At 62.7% G+C, this 22272-nt stretch carries 24 protein-coding genes and 1 tRNA gene; 16 read left to right on the top strand and 9 right to left on the bottom strand.

All coding sequences use genetic code 11. The features are described 5' to 3' along the window. On the top strand, nt 1–1588 hold a 1588-nt coding region (locus tag AAC023_RS00915), incomplete at its 5' end, for a GNAT family N-acetyltransferase (RefSeq protein ID WP_339737165.1). 13 nt (nt 1589–1601) lie between these two features. Continuing rightward, nucleotides 1602–1961, top strand: coding sequence for a GFA family protein (locus AAC023_RS00910; RefSeq protein ID WP_339737164.1), 360 nt, complete (start codon nt 1602–1604; stop codon nt 1959–1961). 37 nt (nt 1962–1998) lie between these two features. Here the strand turns inward: AAC023_RS00910 and AAC023_RS00905 are convergent, their stop codons facing one another. Next, nucleotides 1999–2307 (bottom strand): GNAT family N-acetyltransferase, encoded by a 309-nt coding sequence (locus AAC023_RS00905; protein ID WP_339737163.1) that lies wholly within the window; start codon nt 2305–2307, stop codon nt 1999–2001. Between the two features lie 417 nt (nt 2308–2724). Here AAC023_RS00905 and AAC023_RS00900 point away from each other — a divergent pair, with 417 nt between their 5' ends. Continuing rightward, the gene (locus tag AAC023_RS00900) at nt 2725–2931 is read left to right on the top strand and encodes a lipopolysaccharide assembly protein LapA domain-containing protein (RefSeq protein WP_339737162.1); all 207 of its coding nucleotides are present in this window, start codon (nt 2725–2727) and stop codon (nt 2929–2931) included. Nucleotides 2932–2936: 5 nt separating this feature from the next. On the opposite strand, the gene AAC023_RS00895 is transcribed toward AAC023_RS00900, so the two are convergent. Beyond that, the gene (locus AAC023_RS00895) at nt 2937–3323 is read right to left on the bottom strand and encodes a DUF302 domain-containing protein (protein WP_339737161.1); all 387 of its coding nucleotides are present in this window, start codon (nt 3321–3323) and stop codon (nt 2937–2939) included. 95 nt (nt 3324–3418) lie between these two features. Here AAC023_RS00895 and AAC023_RS00890 point away from each other — a divergent pair, with 95 nt between their 5' ends. The 5 genes from AAC023_RS00890 to AAC023_RS00870 all read left to right on the top strand — a co-directional run bounded on the left by AAC023_RS00890 (nt 3419) and on the right by AAC023_RS00870 (nt 7530). Next, nucleotides 3419–4384, top strand: a complete 966-nt coding sequence (locus AAC023_RS00890; RefSeq protein ID WP_339737160.1) for a J domain-containing protein — start codon at nt 3419–3421, stop codon at nt 4382–4384. Next, nucleotides 4381–4719 (top strand): hypothetical protein, encoded by a 339-nt coding sequence (locus AAC023_RS00885; protein ID WP_339737159.1) that lies wholly within the window; start codon nt 4381–4383, stop codon nt 4717–4719. Before AAC023_RS00890 ends, AAC023_RS00885 begins: the two co-directional genes overlap by 4 nt. A gap of 195 nt (nt 4720–4914) precedes the next feature. Beyond that, a complete protein-coding gene (locus AAC023_RS00880) occupies nt 4915–5562 on the top strand; it encodes a helix-turn-helix transcriptional regulator (RefSeq protein ID WP_339737157.1) in 648 nt (215 codons plus the stop codon). A 147-nt stretch (nt 5563–5709) separates the two neighbouring features. Beyond that, nucleotides 5710–7065 carry a globin-coupled sensor protein gene (locus AAC023_RS00875; protein WP_339737156.1) on the top strand — a complete coding sequence of 452 codons (1356 nt, stop codon included), beginning with the start codon at nt 5710–5712 and terminating at the stop codon, nt 7063–7065. A 9-nt stretch (nt 7066–7074) separates the two neighbouring features. Next, nucleotides 7075–7530 (top strand): BLUF domain-containing protein, encoded by a 456-nt coding sequence (locus AAC023_RS00870; RefSeq protein ID WP_339737155.1) that lies wholly within the window; start codon nt 7075–7077, stop codon nt 7528–7530. A gap of 45 nt (nt 7531–7575) precedes the next feature. Here the strand turns inward: AAC023_RS00870 and AAC023_RS00865 are convergent, their stop codons facing one another. Next, a complete protein-coding gene (locus tag AAC023_RS00865) occupies nt 7576–9840 on the bottom strand; it encodes a DUF6055 domain-containing protein (protein ID WP_339737153.1) in 2265 nt (754 codons plus the stop codon). 178 nt (nt 9841–10018) lie between these two features. On the opposite strand from AAC023_RS00865, the gene AAC023_RS00860 reads away from it, so the two are divergent. Continuing rightward, on the top strand, nt 10019–10570 hold the full coding sequence (locus AAC023_RS00860) for a hypothetical protein (RefSeq protein ID WP_339737151.1): 552 nt from the start codon (nt 10019–10021) through the stop codon (nt 10568–10570). 507 nt (nt 10571–11077) lie between these two features. Here AAC023_RS00860 and AAC023_RS00855 read toward each other — a convergent pair. After that, nucleotides 11078–11165, bottom strand: a tRNA-Ser gene (locus AAC023_RS00855). Between the two features lie 127 nt (nt 11166–11292). Between AAC023_RS00855 and AAC023_RS00850 the strand changes: the two genes are divergently transcribed. The 6 genes from AAC023_RS00850 to AAC023_RS00825 all read left to right on the top strand — a co-directional run bounded on the left by AAC023_RS00850 (nt 11293) and on the right by AAC023_RS00825 (nt 16796). After that, nucleotides 11293–12195, top strand: a complete 903-nt coding sequence (locus AAC023_RS00850; RefSeq protein ID WP_339737150.1) for a septal ring lytic transglycosylase RlpA family protein — start codon at nt 11293–11295, stop codon at nt 12193–12195. 109 nt (nt 12196–12304) lie between these two features. After that, nucleotides 12305–13474, top strand: a complete 1170-nt coding sequence (locus AAC023_RS00845; RefSeq protein ID WP_339737148.1) for a D-alanyl-D-alanine carboxypeptidase family protein — start codon at nt 12305–12307, stop codon at nt 13472–13474. Nucleotide 13475: 1 nt separating this feature from the next. After that, on the top strand, nt 13476–14111 hold the full coding sequence (gene tmk, locus AAC023_RS00840; protein ID WP_339737146.1) for a dTMP kinase: 636 nt from the start codon (nt 13476–13478) through the stop codon (nt 14109–14111). After that, nucleotides 14108–15154, top strand: a complete 1047-nt coding sequence (locus AAC023_RS00835) for a DNA polymerase III subunit delta' (protein WP_339737144.1) — start codon at nt 14108–14110, stop codon at nt 15152–15154. Before tmk ends, AAC023_RS00835 begins: the two co-directional genes overlap by 4 nt. Nucleotides 15155–15162: 8 nt before the next feature. Then, entirely contained in the window at nt 15163–15945 is a 783-nt protein-coding gene (locus AAC023_RS00830) for a TatD family hydrolase (protein WP_339737142.1), read from the top strand. Further along, nucleotides 15942–16796: an MBL fold metallo-hydrolase gene (locus tag AAC023_RS00825; protein WP_339737140.1), complete on the top strand. Its 855-nt coding sequence runs from the start codon at nt 15942–15944 to the stop codon at nt 16794–16796. The genes AAC023_RS00830 and AAC023_RS00825 overlap by 4 nt, the downstream gene beginning before the upstream one ends. Nucleotides 16797–16898: 102 nt before the next feature. Here the strand turns inward: AAC023_RS00825 and AAC023_RS00820 are convergent, their stop codons facing one another. After that, nucleotides 16899–17282: a hypothetical protein gene (locus tag AAC023_RS00820; RefSeq protein WP_339737138.1), complete on the bottom strand. Its 384-nt coding sequence runs from the start codon at nt 17280–17282 to the stop codon at nt 16899–16901. Between the two features lie 182 nt (nt 17283–17464). Here AAC023_RS00820 and mazG point away from each other — a divergent pair, with 182 nt between their 5' ends. Then, on the top strand, nt 17465–18295 hold the full coding sequence (gene mazG, locus AAC023_RS00815) for a nucleoside triphosphate pyrophosphohydrolase (protein ID WP_339737135.1): 831 nt from the start codon (nt 17465–17467) through the stop codon (nt 18293–18295). Here mazG and hflX read toward each other — a convergent pair. The 4 genes from hflX to AAC023_RS00795 form a co-directional block, all read right to left on the bottom strand. Beyond that, nucleotides 18289–19632 carry a GTPase HflX gene (gene hflX / locus AAC023_RS00810; RefSeq protein WP_339737133.1) on the bottom strand — a complete coding sequence of 448 codons (1344 nt, stop codon included), beginning with the start codon at nt 19630–19632 and terminating at the stop codon, nt 18289–18291. The genes mazG and hflX overlap by 7 nt on opposite strands. Then, on the bottom strand, nt 19629–19904 hold the full coding sequence (gene hfq / locus AAC023_RS00805) for an RNA chaperone Hfq (protein ID WP_091767115.1): 276 nt from the start codon (nt 19902–19904) through the stop codon (nt 19629–19631). Before hfq ends, hflX begins: the two co-directional genes overlap by 4 nt. Nucleotides 19905–20010: 106 nt before the next feature. Beyond that, complete coding sequence (locus AAC023_RS00800; protein ID WP_339737129.1) at nt 20011–20859, bottom strand: D-amino-acid transaminase; 849 nt, start codon at nt 20857–20859, stop codon at nt 20011–20013. 4 nt (nt 20860–20863) lie between these two features. Beyond that, complete coding sequence (locus AAC023_RS00795; RefSeq protein WP_339737127.1) at nt 20864–22267, bottom strand: potassium transporter TrkG; 1404 nt, start codon at nt 22265–22267, stop codon at nt 20864–20866. Nucleotides 22268–22272 lie beyond the last annotated feature (5 nt).

Here is a 22272-nt window from a genome sequence, read left to right as displayed (position 1 = left end):
GCCTGATAGGGTGCGCCACGCAACAGGAACCGCTTTCATGGCCAGCCAGAAATCCCGCTCTTCGCTCAATATCCGCAATGCCCGTATCGCGGATATTCCGGCGATCATCGCATTGGTGGACAAGGTCTATCCGCAGCTCGACAGCTATAGCACCGCGATGGTGCAGGGGCAGATTTCCAACTTCCCCGAAGGCCAGGTCGTGGTCGAATATGATGGTGAGATCGTTGGCTATTGCGCCAGCTTCATTATCGACGAGGCCTCCGCCCTGTCGCCGCACACCTGGAACGGCATTACCGGCTCGGGCTATGCCTCACGCCATAATCCCAAGGGCGACTGGCTGTATGGCATGGAAGTCTGTGTCGACCAGGAAAAGCGCCGGCTGCGCATCGGCCAGCGGCTCTATGATGCGCGCCGCGAATTATGCGAACGCTATGAGCTGAAGGGGATTGTGTTTGGCGGCCGTATGCCGAGCTGGAAGCGCCGCAAGAAACTCTATCCCAATCCGGCCGATTATCTCGAGGCCGTGGTCGAGCAGAAAATCTCCGACCCGGTGATCCGCTTCCAGATGCGTCTGGGTTTCGAGCCGATTGGCGTGCTCAGCGATTATCTGCCCTTTGACGACGCCTCGGGCGGCTATGCCAGCCACATGGTCTGGCGCAATCCTTACGCGGTCGTGCACACCAAGAGCGCCAGCGCGCCTCCGGGCGAGAAGGACAGCGTGCGCGTCGCCTCGGTGCAGTTCCAGCAGCGCAAGGTCCACTCTTTCGAAGAATTCATGAGCAATGTGGAATATTTCGTCGATGTCACGGCGGATTATCGCTGCGATTTCGTCGTTTTCCCAGAGCTCTTCACCCTGCAATTGCTGGCCTTCGCCGAAACCCGGCTCACGCCGTCGCAATCGATCGAGGCGCTGACCGAATACACGCCGCAATTCGTCGAGGCGATGCGCCAGCTGGCGATCAGCTATAATATCAATATCGTCGGCGGCTCGCACCCGACCCGTACCGAGCGCGGCGATATCCAGAATATCGCCTATGTCTTCCTGCGCGATGGCTCGGTGCATCAGCAGGAGAAGATCCACCCGACCCCGTCGGAGCAGATGTGGTGGGGGATCAAGGGCGGCAATGAAATCGCGACCATCCAGACCGATTGCGGTCCGATCGGCATCCTGATCTGCTATGACAGCGAATTCCCCGAACTGGCGCGCCAGCTGGTCGATGCCGGCGCCAAGCTTCTCTTCGTGCCGTTTTGCACCGATAACCGCCAGGGCTATATGCGCGTGCGCTATTGCAGCCAGGCGCGGGCGATCGAGAACCAGTGCTATGTCGTGATGTCGGGCAATGTGGGAAATCTGCCAGGTGTGGAAAACATGGATATTCAATACGCCCAGTCCTGCATATTGACCCCGTGCGATTTCCGCTTTGCCCGCGACGGTATCGCCGCGGAATGCACGGAGAATGTCGAGACGGTCGCGATTGCCGATCTCAATCTGGGCGATCTGGACTGGGCCCGGCAGGAGGGCACGGTGCGCAATCTGCGTGACCGGCGCTTCGATCTCTATTCGATCAAATGGACGGCCAAGACCTGAGGCGGAAACCGGGATGATTGAGGGGCAATGCCATTGCGGCGCGGTGCGCTGGACGCTCACCACCGAGCCCGACTGGCTGACGCGGTGCAATTGCAGTTATTGCCGCCGGGCGCAGGCGCTCTGGGCCCATGCCGACCGTTCGCAAGTGAGACTCGAATACCGCGCTGACGCTGTGGTCCGCTATCTCCAGGGCGACAAGACGCTGGCTTTTATCTCCTGCCGCAAATGTGGCTCCACCACGCATTGGGAGGGCGCCGACCCGGCGGCCGGCGGGCGTATGGCTGTCAATGCCAATATGGCTGAGCCATCGGCGATTGACGGTCTGCGCATCCGGCATTTCGACGGTGCGGACAGCTGGGAATTTCTCGACTAGGACAGGCAGGCTCGCGTCAGCGGCACGGGCACGGCCCTCAGAGCGGCTCCACCACATCGGCCCAATCGGGATTTTTCTGCGCCTGCGAGGCGAGGAAAGGGCATTGCGGATAGATGGTGAAGCCCTTGGCGCGAGCCTCGCTGACGACATGACGCGCCAGTGCCACACCGACGCCGGTGCCCCGCAGGCTTTGCGGCACGCCGACATGATCAACCAGGATGCGATTCTCGCCGCTGCGCCTGAAAGTCAGTTCGCCCGGATCGGGCTTGCCGTCGACATGGGCCAGATAGCGGCCACGCTCGCCGTCTGCCTCGAGTGTGAAGCTGATGCCGGGGGATTGTGTCATCGAATTTTCCTTTCAGGCAGGGCCGCCGATTGGCTGGCCAACCGGGTTTACAGCGAAAGCGGACCAGCCATCGCCGTAACCGCCAGCACGAGCTGCTGGCCCGACTGATACGGTGCCGCGACGGCAAACCATACGGCACTGGCAAGGACCGCCACTGATACTATCAAACCTACCCACCGCATCGGGCGCTCCATCATAACGTGACGGCTAGATAGGAAGCGTTGGCGTCCGGATTAAGGCCCGAAACGGAAATAGACTTGTGTCCTGCAGTTCAGTGATGCGTCGCCGGTGCCGATCCGGTCCGGCGGCGCGGCCGGCCATGTTTTCCAAACCGGACGCGGTCCCGGCGGGGTGTCTTGTCAGCGCCGCTGGCGAGGCCCAGACTGGTCCTTGAATTCAGTTGGACGGGGCACGCCCATGCGGCACATCAAATTATGGATCATTGGCGGGCTACTCGCCCTGCTCGGTCTCCTGGCCTTCCAGAACATGTCCCAGGTCGAATTGACCGTGCTGTTCTGGAGCTTCCAGACCAGCCGTATTGTCGTCATTGGATCGAGCTTCCTGCTTGGCGGCCTGGTCGGCTGGTTGCTCAAGGCATTCTGGCATCCCGGCACGCGCCGTTAGCCCGGTCAGATCGCCGCGAGCGCCGCGGCGAGCATGTCGCGCACCTCGCCGGCGACGGCGTGGAGCCGGGGGTTGTCGATCGCCGACATCGAGGCGACCGGATCGACGGCGCTGACTTCAATCGCGCCCTCGATCTCGCGGATCAGCACATTGCAGGGCAGCATTGCGCCGACGCGCGGCTCAATCTGGATGGCCTGGTACGCCATTTGCGGATTGCAGGCCCCGAGAATGCGATAGCCGGGCATTTCAGCCTCGATCTTCTTCTTCATCACGGCCTGGACATCGATTTCCGTCAACACCCCAAAACCCTTCTCGGCCAGGGCCTTGCGGGTGCGCGCATCGATCTCGTCAAAGGTGGCGGCGCTGAAGGCGCGGGTGATGGTATAGCTCATGGCACGGATCCTTTGCGGCGGGAGAACAAATCTAGCATGGCGGCTCGCACGGCAGGCGAGGCAATTGGTCGCTCCCCGCTTGTACTGCAGCGCCAATGCGTGACAATGGCTCATCCATCAGTTTCGCCGAGGTCGGCATGTCCCGTGATCCCTATGAGGTTCTTGGCGTCACCAAGAGCGCCACCGCCGAAGAGATCAAGAAGGCTTATCGCAAGATCGTCCGCACCAGCCATCCCGATCTCAATCCGGATGATGAGGGTGCCCAGGCTCGTTTCATCGAGGCGACGGCGGCCCATGATCTGCTGAAGGACCCGGTGCAGCGCGCCCGTTTTGACAAGGGCGAGATCGATGCCAGCGGTGCCGAACGCCAGCCCGAGCGGCCCTTCTATCGTGAATATGCCGAGCAGCCGGGCAATCCCTACCAGTCCTCGCGCGGGTTTGAAGGATTCGACACCTCGGACATATTCGAGGAAATCCTGCGTCAGCGCGGCCGCGGCGGCACCCGGAGCGGCCATTTCAACGCGCCGGGCCCGGACCGTCGCTATCAGCTCGAGCTCGACTTTCTCGAGGCAGCTCTGGGCGCGCAAAAGCGCATCACCTTGCCGGACGGCCAGAGCCTCGACGTCAAAATCCCCACCGGCACGGCCGACGGCCAGACCATCCGCCTGCGCGGCAAGGGCGGTGAGGGCATGGGCGATGGGCCTGATGGCGACGCGCTGGTGACGCTGTCCGTGCGGCCGCACAAACTCTTCCGCCGCGAGGGCGCTGATATCCTGCTGACCCTGCCGATCGCGCTTGATGAAGCCATACTCGGCGGCAAGGTGGAAGCGCCGACCATTGACGGTCCGGTCTCCCTGTCCATTCCCAAGGGGGCCAGCAGCGGCCAGGTCCTGCGTTTGCGCGGACGTGGCGTGCAGCCGCCAGGCAAGAAGCCGCGCGGAGATCAGCGCGTCGAATTGCGCATTGTCTCGCCCCCGGACATTGATGAGGCGCTGCGCAGCTTCATGGAGAGCTGGCGCGAAACCCATGCCTATGATCCGCGCAGGGAGATGAAGTCATGAGCGAGAATCTGACCGTCACTGAAATCATCGACGCGGTCGCGGCACTGACTGCCGAGAGGCTGACCACCTATATCGAGATTGGCATTATCATGCCGATCCAGGGTGAGGCGGGGCCGCTCTTCGCGCCGGTCGATTGCGCCCGCTTGCAGTTGATCTGTGAGCTGGAACAGAGCCATGAGCTCGCCGATGAGGCGCTGGAAATGGTGATGTCGCTGATCGATCAGCTCTATACCGCCCGCGCTGACCTGCAGGCGCTCGGCGCGGCCGTCGACACCCAGCCGGTCGAGGTGCGCGAAAGCGTCCTCGCAGCCTGGCGGAGCAGACGCGGACGCTAGCGCTGCCGCCGCCGGGGTGGGGCCAGCCTCAGGCTTTGCCCCGCCTCCAGCTATCAAAATCACGGAATAACCAACCAATTCGATAGGTTATTGTAATTTCTTTATTCCTGTTTCATGCGCAAGACCTTAGAAAAGGTACGGACTTAGACCTAAGCTGGGAGGTCATTGAATTGTGTCAGCGTCAGGGTAGTCAATATGCGGCAAGGATGGGGGGACCAGCTCAGAAAACTGCGCCTGCAGGCCGGAATGAAACAGCAGACCCTGGCCGCGCTCCTCAAGATCAGTCAGGGGTATTTGTCGCGGCTTGAAGCCGGCCAGATCCGCCCGCGCGGCGATGTCCGGCTGCGAATCGAACGACTGCTGGGAGCGCCGGAACAGATCTCGCTCCTCGACCAGATGATGCTGACGATTCGGCTGTGCCCGCACATGTCCTGCCTGATCGAAGGCGGCAAGCCCTTCACCCTGCTGGCGTCAAGCGCCGGCAATCGCTCACCGCGATCACCCTTTCACCAGTGCTGCGTGGATCAGCCAGTCTCCTCACCCGACCTGGTCTCCTTCATGGAAGGAGTCGAGACCCTGACCGGGCTGCGCGAGGAGGGGACGCTGCGAGGGCCCGCCGGGCATATCTGGCACCGGCAGGCGAGCGAGGGGTTCGCACCGATGAAGTCGATCCATATCCCGATCAGCACCGGTCACAAGGGCTGGATGTGGAATATCATCACGATCGCGCTGTCCGAGCCGGACTTCGCGCAAATCGAAGCGCAATGGGGCGGGCGTCTCGCCCTCGATGGCCAGGCCAGCCTGGTTGCTAGCCTGGATCACCTGACCCGCGAAACTATCTAGGTAACGGTAATAACGAAAGAAATTTCTTTATTCGGCCAATGATGCCGGCGTTAACCCTTATTAACTATCCCGCCCGCCAAGCTATGCCGGTCAACCAGCTCTGCAGGGTTATCTCTCGCGGGCAGAGCTCAACCTCAGGGGGGGATTATGACGGATACGACAGGACAGGACCGGCTGGCTTTTATCGGCATTGACGAGGGTGTTCGCGCAGCACTGCGTGAGGTCAAGACACCGCTCGCGCCGAGCGTAGAGCGCGGTCTGAGCCGCTTCTATGCGACGGTCTCCCGGGCCCCGGAGGTCGCGCATCTATTCCGCAATGACCAGCACCGCGATCACGCGAAGACGAAACAGGTGGACCATTGGAATAATATTCTCAGCGGTCAATACAATGCGGCCTATTTCGACACCATCCGCCGCGTCGGCCGCGTGCACAGCGATATCGGGCTTGAGCCACGCTATTATATCGCCGGCTATGCGACGGTTGCCTCGGAGGTTCTGACCGCCGCCGTGCGTGAGGGCTGCAAGGCGCCGGCGCTCGGCTTCGGCGCCCCGGATACGCGCAAGGCTGAAATCTATGTCGATGCGCTGGTACGGGCGATTTTCCTCGATATGGAGATGGCGATTTCGGTGTATCTCGAAGAGGCAGAAGCCAAGGCGCAGGCCGGCCGGCTACAGGTCGCCGATGCCTTTGAGCAGGGTATTTCCGGGGTTATTGCGCGTCTGACCGAGACCTCGTGCACGCTTGATGAGGCCGCAGCGCTGGTCTCGCAGGTCGTCGAGAACACGCTGGGCGAGGCCTCGACGGCCGCAGCCGGCGCCGAGGAGGCCGCGACAAATGTCAAATCCGTCTCGGTCGCAGCCGGCGAGATGGAAGCCGCCTCGCGCGAGATCGCTGATCAGGTGGCGCGGACCTCGGTGATCACGACAGAGGCCGTCGAGCAGGTAACGGCAGCGAGCGAGACAATGACTCAGCTCAATGCCGCCGCTGCGGAAATCGGCAGCGCCGTCAATCTGATCCAGGAAATCGCCGAACAGACCAATCTCCTGGCCCTGAATGCGACGATTGAATCGGCGCGGGCCGGCGAATCCGGCAAGGGATTTGCGGTTGTCGCCAGTGAAGTGAAGGCGCTGGCCGGGCAGACGGCCAAGGCGACCGACCAGATTGCCCGGCAGATCGCCGATGTCCAGGCAGCAACGACGCGCGCCAATTCGGTGATCGATGCGATCCGCGAGACCATCAATTCGGTCAATTCGGCAGCAGTGACCATTACCGCTGCAGTCGAGGAGCAATCGGTTGTGACCCGCGAAATCGTGCGCAATACGACCGAGGCCGCAGCCGGCAACCAGGATAGTTCGCGGGCCACCAATGCGCTTGAGGCCAGTGTCCGCGAAGCGGGCGAGGCGGCCCGGCAGGTCACCGTCTCGTCCGCCTCGGTGCGCGATGAGATGGATCAGCTCAATCAGCGCGTCGCCCAATTCATGGTCGAGGCGAGGGCGGGCTAGGGGGATTTCATGCTGCTTTGCCGTTTCGCATTCTACAGCCGTCGCACCTGGACAGCGTCCAGCGGTGCCGATGAAGACCGCTATCTCGCCGATATCCTCGATGCCGGGCTTCGCAATAATCCCGCCCACGCCCTGACCGGTGTGTTACTGGTTGACGGACCGCATTTTGTGCAGGTCCTCGAAGGCGCCCGGGCCGCGCTTTACCAGACGCTGAAACGGATCGAGAACAATCCCCATCACGGCGATCTCGTCCTGACCGGCTATGCCGAGGTGAACCAGCGCATTTTCGATCGCTGGTCCGTTTACGTGCGCACCCCGCCGGGCAGCCTGAACGGCACGCCCTGGATCCCCAATCCCCAGCTGGCCACGCACGGGCAGCTGGTGGAAACTGCCAAACGCGTCAGCCGGATGACAACCGGCGTCCGGCAAATCCTGCCAGCCGGCCACGCGCCGTGCAGTGATTAGTCGGCGCCGTAAAAAGGATAGGCCCGACGAGCGGTCGCGACCGGCTCAGGGTTGATCGAACACGGCCTCGCTGCGATCAATCGGGGTGAAATGCTCATCGCTGAAACGGTAGGCCGCCCGGGCCGGCCGGCGATTCGAGGCGGAGACCTCGATCGAATAGCCTGTTCCGCTGCACTGGCCCGGCGCTTCGGGCATGGCCCGGTTGAACACCATCAGGGCGGTGGATTCATAGCCCGTACTGTCGATGATACCGCCGCGGCCCAGACGGATAACCTCGATCTGGCCATCGCGCTGCCCCAGGGCGAGGAGCTCCAGCTCGGCATTGCCGCTCAGCGTGATCTGGTAGCGGCCGTCGAGTTCGAAATCGATGTAATTGGCGCCGAGTTCTTCCAGTCCACCTTTGAGTGTCCAGCGCCCTTCCCGAGTGAAGCTGTGCTGACGGTGGACGCCGATCGGGAAGAGTTCGCCAAGGTCATAGGCGCGCGCATAATTCTGCGCCCGCCAGCGCTGCAGCACATCGGGAATGGTTGTGCGCTCCTCATCGAGCGCCGCTTGCAGGGTCTCGAATCCGTCCAGCTCGACACTATTCTCCCAGACCCGGACGATGAAGCCTTCGCCATAACTGTCGGCGAGCGATTGCAGCAGCGTCCACTGGCCGTAATCATGACCGCTCACCGTCGTCGTCCAGCACAATTCCGGCGTCTCGAAATCGGTCTCGGTATAATCCGTCGCGTCCTGGTCAGCGCCCACCGTGGTGGTCTCCGTCCACGAAGCGGTCGCCTCATAGAGCCAGTCCAGGCCTTCTTCGCTGTCATAACCGAATTGGACAACATGATTGAATTCATGTGTCACTGTCGCGCGCATCAGCGCGTGAACCGGCGCTGTCTTGCCCATGCCGACAAAATCATTGTCGATGATGAAGACGGTCCGCGCCGCAGCGGTTTCGCGGACATCATCCGTATTGGGATTGTCGAATACGATCTCGACCGGCCGGGTCACACCCATCGAGCCGTCGGCATCGGCGACATAGGCGCGGTAGCGCCCATCATCATCGCGTATCGGTTCGGCCCAGCCAATCCGGTTGACCTGGGCGTCGAGCATCTCCTGCAGCGCCACGCCGACCGATCGGGCATAATCCTCACTCGAGGCGTCAACCCCTTCCACCGTGTAGTAGACATTGAAGTCCGCCGTCTGGTGCAACATTTCCGGCCCGCTCAGTGTGACCGAATTCTCCAGCAATTCCTGAAGTGTATCGACCACGGAGGCGTCAACCGAGGACAGGATGAGCTGGAACATGCCGCTGCTGGCACCGCTGCGATAGCGGCTGAGTTCGAGCTGATAGGTGGCGCTTTGCGGGGCGGTGAAGGCAATCGCCGAATTGAGCGAGCCATCGCCGCGATCATCATTCATCGCCACCGGATAACCATCGGGACCGGTCAGTCGCAGCACCGGATCGAGATCACCGGTCAGGGTGTCAGCGAGGGCCAGCAGGGTCTGGCCGGCCTCCAGCGTGACCGGGAAGCTGATCGAGGGCTGGTCATCGCCGAGTTCGCCCTCATGCCGGGCGATCGGCGTGCCCTCGATGGCAGTGAAATCGAACGGGAGTTCAGCCTCCGGATCGATCGCCAGCGAGACGGCCATATCGCCTTCACCCAGACCGCCATAGGTGCCGACCAGCAGCTGGTAGGGCCCGGACTGTTCGACCAGATAGACTATTTGCGAGTTGAACGTGCCATCACCGCGATCATCATTCTGCGCGAGGATGCTGCCATCGGGCCCGAGCAGGGCCAGGGTGGAATCGAGATCCTCGCTGAGGGCGAAGGTCGAAGCGACCACGATATCACCGGCGGCAAGATCGGCTTCGAAACGCGCCTCGCTCTGGTTGGCATCAAAGCTGACCGTTTCCTCACGCAGGATTTGCGCCGCATCCGAGAGGCCGACATCAAGGCCGTAGGACAGGGACAGCGAGAAACTGCCCAGTGCGCCGCCATAGCCGCTGACCTCGGCCAGATACAGCCCGCTCTCTGCCGGCAGATGCACCAGCCGGGAGGTCAGAATGCCCATCTCCTGGTCATCATTCTCGCCGAGCAATTGCCCGTCGGGACCGCTCAGGGTCAGGATGGTGTCAAGCCTGTCGCTGGAGGCCGTCGTCAGCGTCACAACCTGGCCGGCCTCGAGCTGAATATCGAAACCGGCGCGCGCCATGTCTTCCGTAAGCTCACCGGTAAACACCTGATCAACCGGCGTTTGTGCGGCTGCGCCTCCGGCAGCAAGACCACACAGAACCAGTCCGATAAAAGTAGCGCGCATAAATCCCCCCGGATGTCCCAGCCGGCGGAATCGCCCGAGGCTGCTGATCGGCCCTTGCTATAGACGCCCGCCCCGTAGCTCACAAGGGAAGGAGTGCCATGGAGGCCGGCGGGCGCGAATTGCCAGCCTTGCCGATCCTTTTATGCTAGACATCAGCCAAACAAAGGGGAGGCCCACCATGATCTGCAAACATCCTGTCGCCGCCGTGATTCTGGCCGGCTGTATTCTGGCCCTGTCCGGACCCGCCGGAGCGCAGCGTCAACACGCCCAGCCGGCCGGCGATGAAACCCTGCCGCTCTGCCGCGAAGCCGGGGCTGGCGAGCGCTGCCGCACCCGTAATGGCACCATCCTGACCCGGCGCGATCCACGTCCCGCCCCCGCCCGTGATCCCGGACAGACCCAGAATCTGGGCGGCGGTGATCCTGGTTGGGAGGTGGGTGATCCGCGCCCGGGTTCCGGTCGTGATCCGGCGCAGACCCAGAATCTGGGTGGCGGCGACCCTGGTTGGGAAGTGGGTGATCCACGTCCCGGTTCCGCCCGTGATCCCGGACAGACCCAGAATCTGGGCGGCGGTGATCCTGGTTGGGAGGTGGGTGATCCGCGCCCGGGTTCCGGTCGTGATCCGGCGCAGACCCAGAATCTGGGTGGCGGCGACCCTGGTTGGGAGGTGGGCGATCAGGACGGGATCAAGCCTCCCGGCACCCCACCGGCCGGCGAGCCCGAAAAGTAAGGCCCAGGCTGACCCCCTTCACCCTGTGCCGCACCTTTCATGTTGGTCCCCGGAATGGATGGGGGCACACGCGATCAATTCGGCCCTAAGCCATTAAACACAGCGCCTTTTACCGAGTCCCGGACCGCGTCGCGCGCCCATCCCTGAAATCCTTCATGCTGAGATGCATGCCCCTCATTGGCCACTCGAACCCAGCGCGGAGCCCTGCCTGTCCACCCCTTGCCGGGCGCGGTTATACTGGTGGGCTCGGAGGTGATGCGGGAGGTGCGAAAATCGTGAAAACAGGATCGAAACCGGAACTGAACGCTATATCCAATTGGTTTCGCAGCATATTTCCACATTTCACAGCCCAGTTTGAGGCAAATGAAGCACACATCAGGGCATCATCAACGGCATACGGAAACAACACAGGCGCTCATCAAAGGCACAACCGGTCTGAACAGGGCGACCACGTCCGGCGCAGGCGCTATCGGGGCAGGGATGATGTCATGGTGACGCCGGGGAAAATGGCGGAGAGGGAGGGATTCGAACCCCCGGAACCTCGCGGTTCAACGGTTTTCAAGACCGCCGCAATCGACCACTCTGCCACCTCTCCGATGGCTTCCAATAGCGGTCAACGGGGGATAAGCGCAATATCTGCGTTGCAGCGGCTTACCCTCCTTTCATGTTTGCGCGATAAGAGAGGGTAGATTTTGGGTTGGCCGAGCTTGGTGGGTCCCGTTTTGCGTCATTCTTTTCTCGCCAGTGCGCTGGCTCTGCTGATGCTGGCCGGCTGTGCCTCGACGCCAGCGCCGACGCGTCCGTTTTCGCGCGACGTGCCGGCCCTGCCCGAAGCGACAGCAGTGGCGCCCGTTCTGCTGGCCCGCCGGGTTGATACGGCGACATTGATTGCCGGCGACAGCGATCACCAGAAAGTCGGCAATCCCTATACCGTGGCGGGGCAGCGTTTCGTGCCGCAGCGCGATGATGATTACGATGTCGTCGGTATCGCCTCCTGGTATGGCCCGACCTTCCATGGGCGCCCGACAGCCAATGGCGAAGTGTTTGATCAGAACACCATGACGGCCGCGCATACGACCTTGCCAATTCCCGCCATCGCCGAAGTGACCAATCTGGAGAATGGCCGCCAGGTCGTGGTGCGGATCAATGATCGCGGCCCCTTTGTCGATGACCGTCTGATCGATCTCAGCCGTGCCGCCGCCGACCAGCTGGGCTATCGCAGCAATGGCCTGGCGCGGGTGAGGGTGCGCTATCTCGGCCCGGCCCTGCCGGCAGCCCAGGCCCCGGATCCGGGCTATCAACTGGCCGATATCGGCAGCCCCGACACCGTGCCGGCGCTGGAAGATGTCGCTCGCGATGCACCATTTTCACCGGCCTGGGTCCCGGCCTCGAATGAGGGGTTGACCGTACAGGCCGGCGCCTTCGCCGATCTGGGCAATGCCAATCGCCTCGCCAGCCGCATCTCCGAGGCCGGCGATGTCTGGGTCCAGCCGGTCGAGGCGGGCGGACAGACGCTTTACCGCGTTCTGGTCGGTCGCTGGAATGACCGCTCCAGTGCCGACGCAGCGCGCGTCCGGCTGGCCAGCTATGGCGTGCGCGATGCCCGGATTGTGTCGCTGAACTGAGTTTGCTGCGCCTCGCGGCGCGTCTGGGCGCTGGACGTCACACTCTTGCCGCGCTTGTATGGCGTCTTCGTCACGGTAACTTCCCGATTCCCGACAGGAGCGTTCAGACGTGCGCGCAATCACTTCAAGTTTCGCCTTTATCGCCGCCCTCATTCTGGTCCCCGTTCTGGCCCCCGCTCTGGCGCATGCCCAGGACCATTATGAGACCGAGGCCACCCATGCGGTGATCATGGATTTCGAGACCGGGCAGGTCCTGTTCGCCAAGGATGCCGAGACGCCGATGGCGCCATCCTCGATGAGCAAGATGATGACCGTGCTGATGGTGCTCGAAGCCATCGATGCCGGAACCCTGTCGATGGATGATGAATTGCCGGTCTCCGAATACGCCTGGCGCACCGGCGGCGCAGCATCCGGCTCGTCGACCATGTTCCTGGAATTGCACAGCCGCGCCCGCGTCGATGACTTGCTGCGCGGCGTCATTATCCAGTCCGGCGGCGATGCCTGTATCGTGCTGGCCGAAGCCCTGTCCGGCAGCGAGGCGGCCTTCGCCGACGCGATGACGGCGCGGGCGCACGAACTGGGGCTGATGAGCGCGCAATTCGCCAATTCCACCGGCTGGCCCGACCCCGACCATAATATCAGCGCGCTCGACCTGGCCCGGCTGGCCCGGATCCTGATCCGCGATCACCCGGAATATTATGGCATCTGGGCCGAGCGCGAATTCACCTATAACGGGATCCGCCAGTATAACCGCAATCCGCTACTGGGTAATTTTGCCGGCGCGGACGGGCTGAAAACCGGCCATACCGAGGCTGCCGGCTATGGTCTGGCCGCGACCGCCGAGCGCGATGGCCAGCGCCGCATCATCGTCTTCAACGGCATGGACTCCAATCGCGCCCGCACCAGTGAAGCCGAGCGCATGATGCGCGCCGCGATGTCGGATTTTGCCGTTTATGACCTGTTTGACGCCGGTGCCGTCATTGACCAGCGGGCCGAAGTCTTCATGGGCGAAACCGATACGGTTGGCATGGAGGTCGGCGAGGCTGTCCAGGTCGCGCTGCAACGCCGTGCCCGCCGCAATATGACGGTTAGCGTTGTTTATGACGGGCCGCTGATGGCGCCCGTCGAGGTCGGCCAGGAAATCGGCCATCTCGTTGTCGAAGCCCCCGGCTATGAGCCCCAGAATTTTCCGCTTTTCGCTTCCGAGGCTGTCGGCCGCAAGGGGATGATGGGCCGGATTGGCGCGGCGCTCGCGCACATGATCCGCGGCGGCAGCTGAGATGCGCGGACGCTTCATCACGCTTGAAGGCGGCGAGGGCGCCGGCAAGACCACATTGATCCAGGCGCTGGCAGACAAGTTGCGCCAGCGCGGGCTTGATGTCGTGGTCACGCGCGAGCCGGGCGGAACCCCCGGGGCGGAAGTCCTGCGCGAAATCCTGCTGACGGGCGCGACTGATCGCTGGTCGCCGATGACCGAAGCCCTGCTGATGTATGCCGCGCGCGTCGATCATGTCGAACGCCTGATCGCACCGGCGCTGCAAGGCGGCGCCTGGGTGCTCTCGGACCGTTTCGCCGATTCCACCACTGCCTATCAAGGCGCTGCCGGCGGCGTGCCGATCGAGCGTATCAAGCTTCTGCACCAGGCTGCGCTCGGCAATTTCAAACCGGACCTGACCCTGATCCTCGACGTCAATCCGACCATCGGGATCGAGCGCACGATTGCCCGCGGCGAGGATGCCACCCGCTTCGAGCGTTTCGATCCGGGCTTTCACGGCCGTTTGCGCCGGGCCTTTCTTGATATCGCCGATAACGAACCGGACCGCTGCGTCGTGATTGATGGCGGTGAGGCGGCCGATATCGTGTTTCGCCATGCCGTCAGCACGATTGATGAACATCTCGGAGCGCGCTTGTTGTGAGCACCGATCCCGAACTTGGATCCGATGTGCAGCCCGGCTGTCTGGCACCGCGGCAACGCTATGACCTGTTCGGGCATGAAGCCGCGGAAACCGACCTCGCCACCGCGCTGAGCAGCGGCCGCATGCATCATGCCTGGCTGATCACCGGGCCGCGCGGTGTCGGCAAGGCCAGTTTCGCCTGGCGGGCGGCACGCCGGATTCTCGGGGCTGTGGCCAACCCGCAATACGGCCCGCTCGGCGCCAGCCCCGCCGACCCGGTCTGCCAATTGCTCGAAGCCAGCGCCTGTCCCGACCTTTTGCTGCTGCGCCGTCCCTGGGATGACAAGCGCAAGCGCTGGCGCGGCGAGATCACCGTTGATGAAGCCCGCAAGGCACCGCATTTCTTCGAGAAGAGCGCCAGCGCCAATGGCGGCTGGCGTGTCTGCCTCGTCGATAGCGTCGATGAGATGAATAATAATGGCGCCAATGCCTTGCTCAAGACCCTCGAAGAGCCGCCACAGCGGGGCGTGCTGCTGCTGGTGGCGCATTCCCCCGGACGCCTGCCGGCGACGATCCGTTCACGCTGCCGCACCCTGGTCCTGCGTCCACCGGAGATCGAGGCGACGGCGAATTGGCTGATCGAGCAGAACGCCGCCAGGGATATGCCCGCGGCCCTGGCCGCCTCACATCTGGCCGGCGGCGCTCCAGGCCGGGCCCTGGCCCTGTGCGCCTCGGGCGGTGTCGAGCTGGCCAGCCAGGTCCGCGCCGTCGTCGCGCGCGGCGCATCGGCCAGCGACAGCGAAGTGCACGCGCTCGCCGATCGCGTGGCCCGCAAGGGCAGCGAGGGCTTGCGCTCGGTGTTTTACACCGCCTTGTCCAACGCCATCCATGACACGGCGCGCAGCCAGGCGGAAAACCGGCAGGATCCGACGCCCTGGCTGAAGGCCTGGCGCGAGGTCAGCACACTGGCCGGCGAGGCCGACGGCCTCTATCTCGACCCGAAACAAACCGCCCTGGCGGCGCTGGGCTATGTCCGCGACGCTGCGCGCCAGCCCGTCAATTGAGTCTGCCCATGCTTGTCGACAGCCACGTCAATCTGCACGGCGAGCAATTCGCTGACGATCTCGATGCCGTCATCGAACGCGCCCGCGCAGGCGGGGTCGAGCGCATGGTGACAATCTGCTGTCAACTGGCTGATTTCCCCGCCGTTTCTGCAATCGCCGAGCGCTATGAGGACATCTGGTGCTCGGTCGGCGCCCATCCGCACCATGCCAAGGACCGTCCCGATATCACCGCCGGCGAATTGCTCGAAATCGCGCGCCACCCCAAAGTCGTCGGGATTGGCGAAACGGGGCTGGATTTTCACTATAATTACAGCCCGCGCGAGGATCAGTTTGCCAGTCTGAAGGCGCATATCGAGGCGGCGCGCCAGTCGGGTTTACCGCTCATCCTGCATTGCCGCGATGCCGATGAAGCGATGGCCGATCTGCTCGAGGATGAAATGGGGAAGGGGGCCTTCAAGGCTCTGCTCCACTGCTATACCGGCGGTGCCATGCTCGCCGGCCGGGCCGCGAGACTGGGGAGCTGGTTTGCCGCCTCCGGCATTATCACCTTCAAGAAGGCCGATGATGTCCGCGCCGTGTTTCGGGACAATATTCCCGATGACAAGGTGATCATCGAGACCGATTGTCCGTATCTGGCGCCGATGCCGCATCGCGGCAAGCGTTGCGAGCCGAGCTTTCTGCCCGATGTCGCCGCCGGCCTCGCCAAGGTGAAGGGCTGGACCGCGACGGAATGCGCGACGCGGACGACGGATAATTTCTTCGCATTGTTTGACCGCGTGACGCGGCCATGAGCAGCGTCACCCGCCTGACCATACTCGGCAGCGGCTCGTCCGGCGGCGTCCCGCGCGCGAATGGTGATTGGGGTTTGTGCGACCCATCCAATCCACGCAATCGCCGCCGGCGTTGCTCGGCGCTGATCGAGCACGCAGCCGATCTTGCAGCGCTGGACGCTGGCCAGGCGGTGACGCGCGTCGTGATCGACACCTCACCGGATTTCCGCGAACAAATGCTCGGCGCCTCGGTGCCACGTCTCGATGCCGTGCTCATCACCCATGACCATGCCGACCAGACGCACGGGCTCGATGATTTGCGCTCCTTTGCCTTGCTGCAACGCCAGCGCATGCCGGTCTGGATGGACGGCGCGACGGCGAAAACCCTGACGACTCGCTTTGGCTATGCCTTCAAGGCGCCGCCGGGTTCGCCATATCCGGCCATTCTCGACCAGCGCGACATGCCGACCTTCGGAACCGAACTGGTGATTGAGGGGCCGGGCGGTCCGGTTGGCGTCATTCCGTTTGACCAGGAGCATGGTTCGATCCGCTCCGTCGGCTTCCGCGTCGGTGACCTGGCGTATTCGGCCGATATCAATGGCCTGCCGGAAGACAGCGCCGCCGTGCTGGCTGATGTCGGTTGCTGGGTGGTCGACGCCTTGCGTCATGAACCGCACCCGACGCATTTTGATGTTGGCGGCGCTTTGCGTGAGATCGAACGGGTCGGTGCTCGCTCTGGTGTCCTGACCAATTTGCACATCACGCTCGATTACGACGCTCTGGGCGCGCAATTGCCGCGAGGGGTAAGCTGCGCCCATGACGGATTGCAGATCCTGGCGATCAAGGACGAGATCCGGCTGTCCACTGGTTGAGCCTGGAATCGCCTGAATTCACGTGGCTACCCATCCATTGTTTCTCATAATATTTATTATGCGCCAAATTGATATATCAATCCCGGGCGATATCGTGCGGCCCTATTTCCTGTTCCCCCCTGAAAACATGCGCTTACGATCAAGAGCTAAGACAAGGCCTGCCGCCAGCATCATCGACACACCCTGTGTAGGCTGGTGTTCCGGCGTCAGCGCTTCGGTGATTGGCACGCGCCCCGCGAGCCCAAAGGCATCATTCGCCAGACCGTGCGCCAGAATGGCCGGCCACAGGCTGCACAAGCCCGGCTCCACCATCGCGAGGCCGAGGATGTCGTCGGCCAGGCTGGATGGCCCGGGCATTCCGGTGTGCGCCTTGGCTGACCCGCTCAGGTGATCAAAGTCCAACAACCTGCCACCTGCGAGCCATCGATCACCGGAACCGGTCCGATTCAGGCCAAGCACAAGAGATACAAAGTGAATGTTTTCCATCACTTAAATGAAGGTTTGCACTCAGATTATTCGGTATGGGCGAGATTAATTTTTTTGGAACTTGAGGTATCCTCAACGGGTTTTCCAGTGAATCCCCGGCCATATGCCGCATCGCCCATCGAATATTGCCCCCGATCCAGGCTAGGTTGGCGCACCGCCAGCCAAGTCGAGTCGCAATCGCCATGCCCAATACCCCAGACGCCGCCCTCGCCCCGATTGACCGCCTGATCGAGATCATGGCGCGCCTCAGAGAGCCGCAGACCGGCTGCCCCTGGGATCTTGAGCAGGACTTCAAATCCATCGCCGCCTACACGGTGGAAGAAGCCTATGAAGTCGCCGATGCGATCGAACGCGAGCAGTATGACGAGCTCAGGGATGAGCTGGGCGACCTCCTGCTACAGGTCGTATTCCACGCCCAGATGGCACAGGAGCTCGGCCTGTTTGGCTTCGACGAGGTTGCTGCGGCGATCAATGACAAGATGATCCGGCGTCACCCGCATGTGTTCGGCGATGCGGTGCAGCGCGACAGCGCGGCCCAGACAGTCGAATGGGAGGCACAAAAGGCGCGCGAACGCGCTGGCAGCCGCAAGGGTGATGGCGTTCTGGCGGATATCCCCCTCGCCTTGCCGGCCGTCAAACGCGCCCAGAAACTCCAGGCCCGCGCCGCGCGCGTCGGTTTCGACTGGCCTGACGCCCAACAGGTGTTCGACAAGATCACCGAGGAAATCGCCGAGGTGAAGCAGGCAATTCGGTTAAATGACCCGGAAGAAATCGCGGAGGAAATCGGCGATTTAATGTTTGTTTGCACGAACTTGGGGCGCAAACTCAATGTAAATGTCGAAGCGGCGACACGCAGTGCCAATGCCAAGTTCGAACGTCGCTTCGGCTATATCGAACGCACGCTTGCGGCCCAGGGCCGGCGGCCCGAGGATGCGTCACTGGAAGAAATGGAAGCGCTGTGGGGCGAGGCCAAGCAGATCGACAAGACCGGCAAGCGGCAGCCTAGTCAGTAGTCCTCGGTTTCCAGCGGCGGCAGGAAGCCCGCCAGGTCGGGAAACAGCGACCGGAAACGGCCTGCATCTGATGGCGACAGCCGTACGCGCATGGTGGTTTCCCCCGTCGCACCGTCCATCGTGTCGTTGATGACCTCACCATGCTGGTGCAGCCAGGCCAGAGCCTTCGCCTGGTGCGGTGCCAGCGTCATTTGCAGAATTTCGGAATCCGCCGCCAGCGCCGTTTCGATCGCGACGAGCAGCTCGTCCAGGCCCGAACCCTCGATAGCGGAAATCCCCAGCTTGACCGGGTGACCCGCCTTGGTATTGGCAATTTCAAGCCTCAAATTCACATCATCGCGGGTCTCGTCATCGAGCCGGTCAATCTTGTTCCAGGCCTCGATCATGCGTTGATCATGATCCGGGCCGGCCTCGATTTCATCGAGCACACTCTCGACATCGCCAATACGGCCATCGCGATCCGGGTCGGAGGCATCAATCACATGGATCAGAAGGTCGGCTTCACGCACTTCTTCCAGCGTCGCGCGGAAGGCCGCGATCAGCTCGGTCGGCAGATCCGTGATAAAACCCACCGTGTCGGACAGCAAAACCTTGGTCCCGCGCGGCAATTCGAGCGCGCGAACAGTCGGATCAAGGGTCGCGAAGGGCATATCGCGGGCCAGAACATCGGCACCGGTCAGGCGGTTGAACAGGGTCGATTTGCCGGTATTGGTATAACCCACCAGCGCCACGACCGGGATCGGCACTTCCTGGCGCTTGGAGCGATGCAGATTGCGGGTACGGCGCACTTCATCGAGCGCCCGGCGCAACTTGACCATCTTGTCATCGATGATGCGCCGGTCGGTCTCGATCTGGGTTTCGCCTGGCCCGGACATGACACCGCCGCCGCCGCGCTGACGCTCCAGGTGGGTCCAGGTGCGCACCAGACGGGAGCGCTCATAGGACAGGCGCGCCAGTTCGACCTGCAGCCCGCCCTCCTTGGTCCGCGCGCGCTGACCGAAAATCTCGAGGATCAGGCCGGTGCGGTCGATGACCTTCACATTCCAGGATTTTTCCAGATTGCGCTGCTGAACCGGGGAGAGGCTGGCATCGACGACGGCTACGGTCGCGTCGCCGGCGACAATACGCTCGCGCAATTCCTCGACCTTGCCGGATCCGAAATAGCGGGCCGACTCGATCTTGCGCAAGGGCGTCACGAAGCCTTCTGCGACGATGAGGTCGAGCGCCTCGGCCAGGCCGCAGGCTTCCTCCAGGCGCGCTTCAGAGCGCGCCAGTCGATCCCGGGTTACGGGATGAATAATTATGGCGCGGATAGGAGGCGCCTCGCGTTCGATCAATCGTTGAAGCTCTCGGGCTCTGCTTCGTCATCATCGGTCCGTTCGGCTTCAAACAGGGAAACCGGCTGGGCTGGCATGATGGTCGAAATGGCGTGCTTGTAGACCAGCTGAGACAAGCCGTCCCGGCGAAGCAGGACGCAGAAATTGTCGAACCAGGTTACCACACCCTGCAGCTTGACGCCATTGATGAGGAAGATGGTCAGCGGGGTCTTCGTCTTACGCACAGAATTGAGGAAGACGTCTTGAAGGTTTTGTTTTTTATCTTGAGACATGATTGCTCCGCTTGCGCCGCACAATAATAGCGATTCGGCTGCTAGCGTATACAGCGCAAGACCTTAGCCGCAACCATCCCGCTGAGTTGTTTGTGCCACAGTTCGATCACAGAGATCCGACATAGGCTGCCCGCAATGCGATCGCGACCGAGCCCGGCGCCCCGTTCCCGACGGGCCGGCCATCAATACTGGTGATCGAGGTCACAAAAGTGGTCGCTGACGTCATGAAGGCTTCGCGGGCCGATTGTGCCTCTTCAACGGAGAAAGCCCGTTCCTCCACGCGATAGCCCAGGCCGGCGGCACGGTTCATGATCATCGCCCGGGTAATGCCGTGCAGGATGGCGTGATCGGCCTGCCGCGTGACCAGCACGCCCTCTGCGTTCAGGATCCAGGCATTGGTTGAGCTGCCCTCGGTGACATTGCCGGCAGTATCGACCAGCCAGGCCTCCGCCGCGCCGGCTTCAATCGCAGCCTGTTTCGCCAGCACATTGGGCAGGAGATTGACGGTCTTGATGTCGCAGCGCGCCCATCGCTGATCGGGCCGTGTGATCACCCCTACCCCGTGATCGGCGCGGCGCTCGGCCGCTGCCGGGTCGAGGCGTTTGGCGGTCATCACCACCGTCGGCCGGGTATGGGCAGCGGGAAAGGCATGGTCACGGCGGGCGCGACCGCGTGAGATCTGTAGATAGACCAGACCATCAGTGACCCGGTTGCGGCGCAGAAGCTCGCTGATGATCAGCTGGTAGCCGGCCCGGGTCTTCGGATTGGCTATCCGCAATTCGGCGAGCGAGCGCTCGAGCCGCCCGAAATGCCCGTCAGCATCGAGCAATTCGCCCGAGCGCACGCTCCACACCTCATAAATGGCATCGGCGAACTGGAAGCCGCGATCCTCGATATGGATCAAGGCCTCGTCGTGGGGCAGGTAGCGCCCGTTCACATAGGCAAAACGCGTCAATGGCTCACTTCCTGATAAATAGCGCCCAGACAGCCGCCAGAGCTGCCAGCACCTCCAAACGCCCCAGAATCATGGCCGGAATGAGGACAAGCTTGGCGCCGTCGCCCATCCGGTCCCAGTCCCAGCCGATCGCCGCTTCCTGGTAGAGCGGGCCGATATTGGCCAGCGCTGCCGCCATGGCGATAAATCCGTGTTCGAAATCAAGTCCGGCCAGGGTCAACAACATGGTGCCGATGCCAAGCGCAAACAGGAAAGCCAGCACATAGGACCATATCGCGATCAGGGCCCGGTCAGGCGCAGGGCGGGCCCGAAAACTCATCGGACGGACGATCGAGGGATCGGCCAGCGTCGCCAGCTCGACATCCATCCGCCGCCATAACAGCATGATCCGGGAAATCTTGATCCCGCCCGTGGTCGATCCGGCTGCACCGCCAATCATGGCGATGAAAATTGCAGCCACCAGGACGGGCATGGCCGCCGTTCCGTAGGCATAGCCACTCGTGGTGACGACAAATACCGAGCGCGCAATGCCCTGCACCAGATCGCCCGGGCTGGCGATGATGAAGAAAACCGCCAGCACAGTCACCAGAATGGCGATTCCCGCCAGGTCGATATCGAGCCAGGCCTTGCGGTCGCGCAATGCATCCCAATACAGCGAGAAATTCACCGCCCCGACCAGACAGCCCAGCATGACCAGGCCGACGGACACCGGATTGAGATGTTGCTCCAGTCCGCCGGAAAACGGCGCATAGCCGCCGGTGGAAATCGAGCCGAACGCAAGGGTGATAGCCGCAAAGGGCGTATTCCCCGTGAGGATCAGTGCCAGCCAGATAATGGATGTCAGCACCGCGTAGACGAGGAAAATCCGGGTCGTTGCGAGGCGGAGATGCGAAAAAACATCATCGGGCTGTATGGTCAGCAGGGTTGAGCGGCGGATCGCCGGGATATCGCGGTCGAGGGCTGCAAAAACGGCAATCGCCAGCAGCACGGTCGCAAAACCACCCAACCATGACAGCACGGCGCGCCACAGGACCAGCGAGCGCGGCAGATCTTCGGGCGGCAGCAGGATCGCGCCCGTCGTCGTGACCGAGGAATAGGCCTCGAACAAGGAGTCGATCGTATCAAAATAGCCCGACAGGTAGAACGGCACCGCGGCCAGAAGCGGAATGGTGATCCAGGCGAGCAGACCGAGGACCAGTGCATCCAGCGCGCTGGCCCCTACTGGCATGCTGCGCGTGGCAGCCAGGATGAGGCAGCCCGGCACCAGGCCCAGGGCAAGGGTCGCGCCGAACAGCGGCGCCAGATGCCGTTCCCCGAGCCCGAAGGCCGCCAGACCCACAAGCGCAGCGACGAATCCAAGGGCGACCCAGAGTGCGGCGAGTGGCCGGAGGAGTGCAGCCAGAGCCATGGCGT

This window comes from uncultured Maricaulis sp. (genome assembly GCF_963976135.1).
Lineage (GTDB): Bacteria > Pseudomonadota > Alphaproteobacteria > Caulobacterales > Maricaulaceae > Maricaulis.
Note: the sequence above shows the minus strand (reverse complement) of the source record. Positions and strands in the feature narration are given on the sequence as shown.

Bases quoted from the DNA above. Each gene is read 5' to 3' on its own strand.
- AAC023_RS00905 (WP_339737163.1), bottom strand. From the start codon at position 2,307: ATGACACAATCCCCCGGCATCAGCTTCACACTCGAGGCAGACGGCGAG.
- AAC023_RS00865 (WP_339737153.1), bottom strand. From the start codon at position 9,840: ATGCGCGCTACTTTTATCGGACTGGTTCTGTGTGGTCTTGCTGCCGGA.
- AAC023_RS00825 (WP_339737140.1), top strand. From the start codon at position 15,942: ATGAGCAGCGTCACCCGCCTGACCATACTCGGCAGCGGCTCGTCCGGC.
- AAC023_RS00870 (WP_339737155.1), top strand. From the start codon at position 7,075: ATGCTGCTTTGCCGTTTCGCATTCTACAGCCGTCGCACCTGGACAGCG.
- AAC023_RS00910 (WP_339737164.1), top strand. From the start codon at position 1,602: ATGATTGAGGGGCAATGCCATTGCGGCGCGGTGCGCTGGACGCTCACC.
- AAC023_RS00820 (WP_339737138.1), bottom strand. From the start codon at position 17,282: ATGGAAAACATTCACTTTGTATCTCTTGTGCTTGGCCTGAATCGGACC.
- AAC023_RS00890 (WP_339737160.1), top strand. From the start codon at position 3,419: ATGCGTGACAATGGCTCATCCATCAGTTTCGCCGAGGTCGGCATGTCC.
- AAC023_RS00830 (WP_339737142.1), top strand. From the start codon at position 15,163: ATGCTTGTCGACAGCCACGTCAATCTGCACGGCGAGCAATTCGCTGAC.
- AAC023_RS00795 (WP_339737127.1), bottom strand. From the start codon at position 22,267: ATGGCTCTGGCTGCACTCCTCCGGCCACTCGCCGCACTCTGGGTCGCC.
- AAC023_RS00885 (WP_339737159.1), top strand. From the start codon at position 4,381: ATGAGCGAGAATCTGACCGTCACTGAAATCATCGACGCGGTCGCGGCA.
- AAC023_RS00880 (WP_339737157.1), top strand. From the start codon at position 4,915: ATGCGGCAAGGATGGGGGGACCAGCTCAGAAAACTGCGCCTGCAGGCC.
- AAC023_RS00860 (WP_339737151.1), top strand. From the start codon at position 10,019: ATGATCTGCAAACATCCTGTCGCCGCCGTGATTCTGGCCGGCTGTATT.
- AAC023_RS00875 (WP_339737156.1), top strand. From the start codon at position 5,710: ATGACGGATACGACAGGACAGGACCGGCTGGCTTTTATCGGCATTGAC.
- AAC023_RS00900 (WP_339737162.1), top strand. From the start codon at position 2,725: ATGCGGCACATCAAATTATGGATCATTGGCGGGCTACTCGCCCTGCTC.
- AAC023_RS00895 (WP_339737161.1), bottom strand. From the start codon at position 3,323: ATGAGCTATACCATCACCCGCGCCTTCAGCGCCGCCACCTTTGACGAG.
- tmk (WP_339737146.1), top strand. From the start codon at position 13,476: ATGCGCGGACGCTTCATCACGCTTGAAGGCGGCGAGGGCGCCGGCAAG.
- hfq (WP_091767115.1), bottom strand. From the start codon at position 19,904: ATGTCTCAAGATAAAAAACAAAACCTTCAAGACGTCTTCCTCAATTCT.
- mazG (WP_339737135.1), top strand. From the start codon at position 17,465: ATGCCCAATACCCCAGACGCCGCCCTCGCCCCGATTGACCGCCTGATC.